The sequence below is a fragment of the uncultured Fenollaria sp. genome (assembly GCF_934202865.1).
Classification (GTDB): Bacteria; Bacillota; Clostridia; order Tissierellales; family Peptoniphilaceae; genus Fenollaria.
The window spans coordinates 1-6,810 of record NZ_CAKPYL010000060.1; the positions used below are offsets into that span (position 1 = coordinate 1).

At 35.5% G+C, this 6,810-nt stretch carries 7 protein-coding genes; all 7 read right to left on the bottom strand.

Features of this window, described 5'->3' with window-relative positions:
• The coding region (locus tag Q0E71_RS06070) for a metallophosphoesterase (protein WP_294797022.1) at positions 1 to 245 on the bottom strand (245 nt) is incomplete at its 3' end.
• Positions 246 to 255: 10 nt separating this feature from the next.
• Complete coding sequence (recA, locus tag Q0E71_RS06075) at positions 256 to 1,314, bottom strand: recombinase RecA (RefSeq protein WP_367116828.1); 1,059 nt, start codon at positions 1,312 to 1,314, stop codon at positions 256 to 258.
• Between the two features lie 13 nt (positions 1,315 to 1,327).
• Complete coding sequence (locus tag Q0E71_RS06080) at positions 1,328 to 1,795, bottom strand: CinA family protein (protein WP_294797023.1); 468 nt, start codon at positions 1,793 to 1,795, stop codon at positions 1,328 to 1,330.
• Complete coding sequence (gene pgsA, locus Q0E71_RS06085; RefSeq protein WP_294797025.1) at positions 1,779 to 2,318, bottom strand: CDP-diacylglycerol--glycerol-3-phosphate 3-phosphatidyltransferase; 540 nt, start codon at positions 2,316 to 2,318, stop codon at positions 1,779 to 1,781. Before pgsA ends, Q0E71_RS06080 begins: the two co-directional genes overlap by 17 nt.
• Complete coding sequence (rimO, locus tag Q0E71_RS06090; RefSeq protein WP_294797027.1) at positions 2,302 to 3,621, bottom strand: 30S ribosomal protein S12 methylthiotransferase RimO; 1,320 nt, start codon at positions 3,619 to 3,621, stop codon at positions 2,302 to 2,304. Before rimO ends, pgsA begins: the two co-directional genes overlap by 17 nt.
• On the bottom strand, positions 3,614 to 5,998 hold the full coding sequence (locus Q0E71_RS06095; RefSeq protein ID WP_294797029.1) for a DNA translocase FtsK: 2,385 nt from the start codon (positions 5,996 to 5,998) through the stop codon (positions 3,614 to 3,616). The genes rimO and Q0E71_RS06095 overlap by 8 nt, the downstream gene beginning before the upstream one ends.
• Positions 5,999 to 6,022: 24 nt before the next feature.
• Positions 6,023 to 6,810: undecaprenyl-diphosphate phosphatase (locus Q0E71_RS06100; protein ID WP_294797031.1), on the bottom strand; the 788-nt coding region annotated here is incomplete at its 5' end.

The following is a 6,810-nucleotide window of genomic DNA, read 5'->3' on the forward strand; positions in this document are numbered from 1 at the left end:
ATGTAAAACTTTATATTGTTCTCTTTTAAATAAAAAAGAATCCTATTAAATTTGACAAGACAAATAGTTGAAACGGTTGGAGTATCAAAAAGATCTCCACCGTGAACTATAAAATTGACCTTGTTTTCTACTGCAAAGTGAGCAGCCTCGTCAATCTTATTAATTACCGTTTCAAAATAATTATCAAGTCTATTTATAGGATTTTTTTCTTTTATATGTGTATCAGTTATAAATACAAATTTCATTATATCAACTTTATTCTTCTGTGTTTTCTGCTTCTTCTGCAGCTACTTCGTCTTCTCTCTTACTTGCTTCTCTAACCTTTTGTTCTATCTCTTCCATAAGCTCTGGTTGTTCTTTGAATAATTGTTTAACATTTTCTCTTCCTTGGCCAAGTTTTTCGCCATTGTATGAGAACCATGCGCCAGCTTTTTCAACTATGCCTCTATCAACGGCTACGTCTAGGATGTCGCCTTCCCTAGAGATACCTGTTCCGTACATTATATCAAATTCAACTACCTTAAATGGAGGAGCAACTTTGTTCTTAACAACTTTTACACGGACTCTGTTACCAACGATAACGTCTTCTTTTTTGCCTGCAGCTGTCTCTTCTTTTTGCTTGATTACATCAAACTTTCTTATATCAAGTCTAACTGATGAATAGAACTTCAATGCCTTACCACCAGTAGTTGTTTCAGGGCTACCGAACATGATACCAATCTTTTCTCTTAATTGGTTAATGAATATTACTGTTGAATTTGTTTTTGATATAACACCAGAAAGCTTTCTCATAGCTTGTGACATAAGTCTTGCTTGTAGACCTATAGTCGCGTCACCCATAGCTCCTTCGATTTCAGTCTTAGGTACAAGAGCTGCAACTGAGTCAACAACAACTAAATCAACAGCGCCGCTCCTAACAAGTGCTTCTGCAATGTCAAGGCCTTGTTCACCATTGTCTGGTTGAGACACTATAAGCTTGTCGATGTCAACGCCCAAATTTCTTGCATATTGAGGATCCAAAGCGTGTTCTGCGTCTATGAAAGCAGCTGTGCCGCCTTTCTTTTGACATTCAGCAATTACGTGTAGCGTTAAAGTAGTCTTACCACTTGATTCTGGTCCGTAGATCTCGATGATTCTTCCCTTTGGAATACCGCCAATACCTAAAGCCATGTCAAGTGACAAGCAGCCAGTTGGGATGCTTTCAATATTAAGCTTAGCATGGTCGCCAAGTCTCATTATTGAGCCTTTACCAAAATCTTTCTCAATCTTTTTCAAAGCTTCATCAAGAGCTTTTTCTTTTTCGTTCATGTCCATTTTTTCACCTCTATTATTTACTTATTATTTCTAATATTAAATCGATTAAATCTTTCTTCGCTTCTTCTATTATATCACATCTTGAGCCGCTATAAATCTTTTTATGTAAATATTGATGATTTTTATAGCTTAGTCCATAGTAAACGAGTCCAACTGGGATACCGTCATATGATGTTGGTCCAGCGCTTCCTGTTATAGCGTAGACTATATCCGTATCAAAAAGCTCCTTTGCCCCGTCTAGCATGGCAGATAGCACTGCGATGGATACTGGTGTGTACTTATCAATCAATTCGCTACTCACTTTAAGCGTATTTATTTTAACTGATGGTTGATACGAAACTAATGTTCCGCGAAAGACATCAGATGCACCCGATACCTTAACTAGCTCACTCGATATAAGTCCGCCTGTTATTGACTCGGCGCCTGAAATGCTTAAATTATTTTCTTTTAGTATTTCAATAATCTTATTGCATTGTTCCATTGAATACTTCCTTATTTTTATATAAATAGTTTATCATCGATAAAACTGTTAGCGCTACGGAAATGTATAATAAAACTTTTCCTATGATATACATATTTCTATTTATCAAAATAATTGTTAAAAAGAAAAATATTACTGAGAAAAATTGTGTTGTCGTCTTAAGCTTACCGAAGATGTCGGCTGCTATGGATATATTTTTCTTCGCAGCAAGCATCCTAAAGCCTGAGATAAGTAATTCTCTAAACAAAACGACTATGACTACCCATGGCTCAACAAAGCCCCTCTCTATAAACATGATGAAGGCGCTTAGTACAAGGATCTTGTCTGCTATGGGGTCTATGAACTTACCAAAATCGGTAATCATATCGTACTTTCTGGCTATATGTCCATCAAGAAAGTCACTAAATGAGCCTAGTAAGAATATCGCAAGACTTGATATGCCGCTTTGATCATAATAACAGCTTATTACAAAAAATGGTAATAAGAATACCCTAAACATTGTAATTTTATTTGCTAGGTTCATAAATTTCACCTCTTAAGTCATAGTCAAGTGCTTCTGTAATCTTGACATCTACAAAACTACCAGGGCTTAGCTCCTTATCGCTTGTTAAGTAAATTACTCCATCGACATCTGGTGCATCCATAAAGCTTCTTAAAGTGTATTCGCCAGCTTCACCGTCTTCAACTAAGCACTTCATAACAGTTCCGACTCTCTTCTCAAGACTCTCTCTTGAAATATCCATTTGCGCGTCCATAATTTTGTCTCTTCTACTTCTCTTAGTCTTCTCATCAAGCTTCTCATTGAAGGAGTAGCTTCTTGTGCCCTCTTCATCGCTATATTCAAAGACGCCGAGCTTATCGAATTTTTCTTTCTTAATAAAATCGACTAACTCTTCGAAATCCTCTTCTCTTTCGCCTGGGAAGCCGACTATGAATGTAGTTCTTAAAACTAAGTCGTCAATATTAGTCCTTAATTTTGTGATTAGTTCATGTATTTCATCTTTATTGATGTGTCTATTCATCATCTTAAGAACGTGGTCTGATGCGTGTTGAAGAGGTATGTCCATGTACTTAAGTATCCTATCTGATGAGTTAAATGTGTCAATCAGTTCATCTGTGATATTATCTGGATATAGATACATAATTCTGATCCAAGGCATCTTAGTCCTTTCAAGTATTGCTTTTAAAAGCATATCTAAAGATGGCCTTGAGTATATGTCCATGCCGTAATCTGTTGTATTTTGTGCGATAAGAATGACTTCTCTCGTGCCAAGCTTATATAGATGATTAATCTCATTAACTATGTCATCAATGGACCTCGATCTAAGTCTGCCTCTAAGCTTTGGTATTATGCAGTAAGAGCAGTTATTGTTACAGCCCTCAGCAATCTTAACGTATTCAGTGATGTCCGCCGCATCTTTCTCTATATATTCAATATCCGCGTTGATATTATCGATGTAAACATCGTCTTTATTATTCTCTTCGTATTCTTTAATTATTTCAGAAATATTTTGAAAATTACCTGTACCAACTATGATATCTATCTCAGGTATCTCTTCTTTTAGCTCTTTTGAGTATCTTTGAGCAAGGCAGCCGCTAACTATAATCTTAGCACCTTCCTTTTTTTGATTAATCATATCAAAGATAGCATCTATCGACTCTTCTTTCGCTGCGTTTATAAAAGAACAAGTGTTTATGATTATATAATCAGCTTCATTTGGATTATTTATTATACTGTAGTCACTATTCTTTAATTTATATGCCATAGTCTCTGAGTCTACATCGTTTTTTGAGCAGCCCATAGTAAGTATAAATACTTTATTCAAGTCCGTCACCGCTTTCACCGTATAAATTTTCTAAGTCTTCTTCTTCAATCAGTACTTTTCTTGGCTTAGATCCATCGTAGCCACTCACAACGCCCATCTCTTCCATTTGATCGACGATTCTCGCTGCACGTGAGTAGCCTATCTTAAGCTTTCTTTGTAAGTATGATATAGATGCTTGTCCATCTGCTACAACTAGCTTAACTGCCTCATCATATAGGTCGTCCTTGTCATCTTGCATTGTTTGACTAGTATTATTTGTTGTGATGGATTCAACCGCTTCTTGATTATAATTTGCTTCACCTTGATTTCTGATGAAGTCGCAAACGCTCTTAACCTCTTTATCGCTGACAAAGGCGCCTTGAACTCTGATTGGCTTTGATAGATTCGATGGGTAATAAAGCATATCGCCCTTGCCTAATAGCTTTTCTGCGCCGCTCATGTCAAGTATAGTTCTTGAGTCTATTTGCGAAGAAACTTGGAAGGAAATTCTCGAAGGAATGTTAGCCTTGATAGTTCCTGTAATAACATCGACCGATGGTCTTTGTGTCGCTACAATTAAGTGCATGCCCGCTGCTCTCGCCATTTGAGCAAGTCTACAGATGGCGTCTTCGACCTCTGTTGCAGCAACCATCATTAAATCAGCAAGCTCGTCTATGATAATGACTATCTGAGGCATCTTTTCTGTGATAGTATCAAGCTCGTTATAGCTTTGCATGTCCTTAACATTGTTCTTCGCGAACAATTGATATCTTCTCTCCATCTCTTGAACTGCCCAATTTAGTGAGAATTGCGCCTTTTTAGCGTTTGTCACTACCGGTATCAATAGATGAGGAATATTATTATAAACGTTTAATTCAACTACTTTCGGGTCAATCATAATCAATTTAACTTCGTCAGGTCTTGCCTTATAAAGTATACTCATGATTATGGTGTTGATACAAACACTCTTACCTGAACCTGTTGCCCCTGCTATAAGTAAGTGAGGCATATTGGCAATGGAACTGATGATGGTATTACCTGTAACATCTTTTCCAAGAGCAAGCGGCAATTTTGACTTAAGATTTCTAAATTCATCGCTATCCAAAATTTCTTTTAAAAGAAGTGTATCCTTATGTTTGTTAGGCACTTCTATACCTACTGCGCTCTTGCCTGGTATTGGCGCAAGTATCCTTATATCAGTTGTTGCTAGTGCTAGAGCTAAGTTGTCTGATAGGCTTAGTATCTTACTTACCTTTACTCCAGCAGCTAGACTTATCTCATATGAGGTAATAGTCGGACCGCTGTTAACGCCAATAACCTTGGCATCGACGCCAAAGTTATTAAGTGTATCTTGAATAATTTTGATATTATCCTTAATCTCTCTGCCCTTTGAATTACTGTTTGTCACTTCTACTTCTTTTAGAAGATTTAGTGATGGGAATTCGTAATGAATTATATCTTCATTATGAATTTCTTTTTCTATATCAATTTCTCCACCCGTATCTTCTGTCTTTTCACTTTCTTTTTTACTAGGCTTAGCTTTTTTCTCAGGTTTTTTATCCTCATTTGCTTTTTTATGTTCACTTGGCTTATCAATTCTGTCAGTATTATTCGCCCTTGATGAGTCATTAATATTTATATCAATAAAGTCATCATCAAGGCCTTCAATCTTAATATCGTTATGATTTGAAGTATTATTATTAACATTGTCTATAGCTTTTACTTCATCTTCGTCATTAAATATGTCATCAGAAGACATTATCTTTCTATTCTTCTTCTCTTCTCTCTTTACTTTTATCTTTTCTATGCTATTTTCAACGCCATCTTGAAGCTTATTCATAGTATTATCTGTTGTTTTAACTATATCAGCTCTGTTGATGCTAGTTAAGCTATATATGTTAATTATGTTGATAATAACTAGAACTATAACTGTTCCAACGCCGCCAAAAAGCCTGTAGAACAAGTAACCAACTACTCCGCCTATAAGCCCGCCTGAGTTTAATTCACTTGCTAGCTCTGTCGCTTGAGATACGTGCGAAGAGAATGAGCTCATCACTACTGTCGATGAGTCGAATATAACTAAAAGGCTTAGGAAGACTATGCTTAAAGATATGATCAATTTGCTAGCATATTTCCTTGACTTTGGAATTAATAATACCAAAGATATTGCCAATAAGTAGAATAAAAATATATTGTATCCAATAGAAAAAAGGTAGACAAGACTGCTCTTTATCCATCTGCCAAAAACACCTGTTGCATCACTATTTGCAAAAATTAGCAAAAATATGGACGCAAAAAGTATTATAAGACCAGATATCAATAAAGATTCGTTCTTATCTACCTTTTTATTTGTTTTACTCTTAGTTCTTTTGTTTGTTCTTTTATTTGTAGTTCTCATACGATCCCTTCGCTTATATATATTTTATATAAAATTTAATACTATACAAATAATACCTAGTACAACTAAGTAATATGAAAATACATGGAATTTTTTCTTTTTAATAAGCACTTTTATTAATCTGATAGCTAAAACACCAGTTATGAAGCTCACTATAAGTCCAACAATCGCATTGACGTCGAAGCTTACTGCTGAACCTTCTTTAAATACATCTTTTAAGCCTAGTATAAAGCCGCCAAGCATGGCAGGTATCGCTAGTAGAAAAGAAAAATCTACTGCATCCTTCTTATTTATTCCCAATATGTGAGAGATAAATATAGTTGAGCCTGATCTTGATATGCCTGGTAGTGCTGCAACACCTTGAACAGCACCTATAGTAAGTACTTTAGCTGCCCCAGCATCTGTTATCCTCATAGTATTTTTGCCATGAATATTGATATCGATGAAGTATATCATAAAGGCTGTTATAATAAAGCATAGGCCTATGATTAATGAAGACATATATAATTGATTCAAATACTTCTCTATAAACAAAGCGATGATAACTGTAGGTATAGTCGCTAATATGATGTATAGAGCTAGCTTTTGATAATGGTTTAGCTCGATCTTTTCTCTTTTTATTAAAGAGCCAAGCATTTTGAAAAACTCCACGATCATGTTTATAACTTGTTTATGATAAACAAGCAAAATAGAAAGCAATGTTCCGAAGTGTAAAACTTGCGAGAAAAATACATTACCTTCCTTTACATTGAATAATATTTGTAGTATGGCCAAGTGGCCTGATGAGCTTATTGGTAAAAACTCTGTTATGC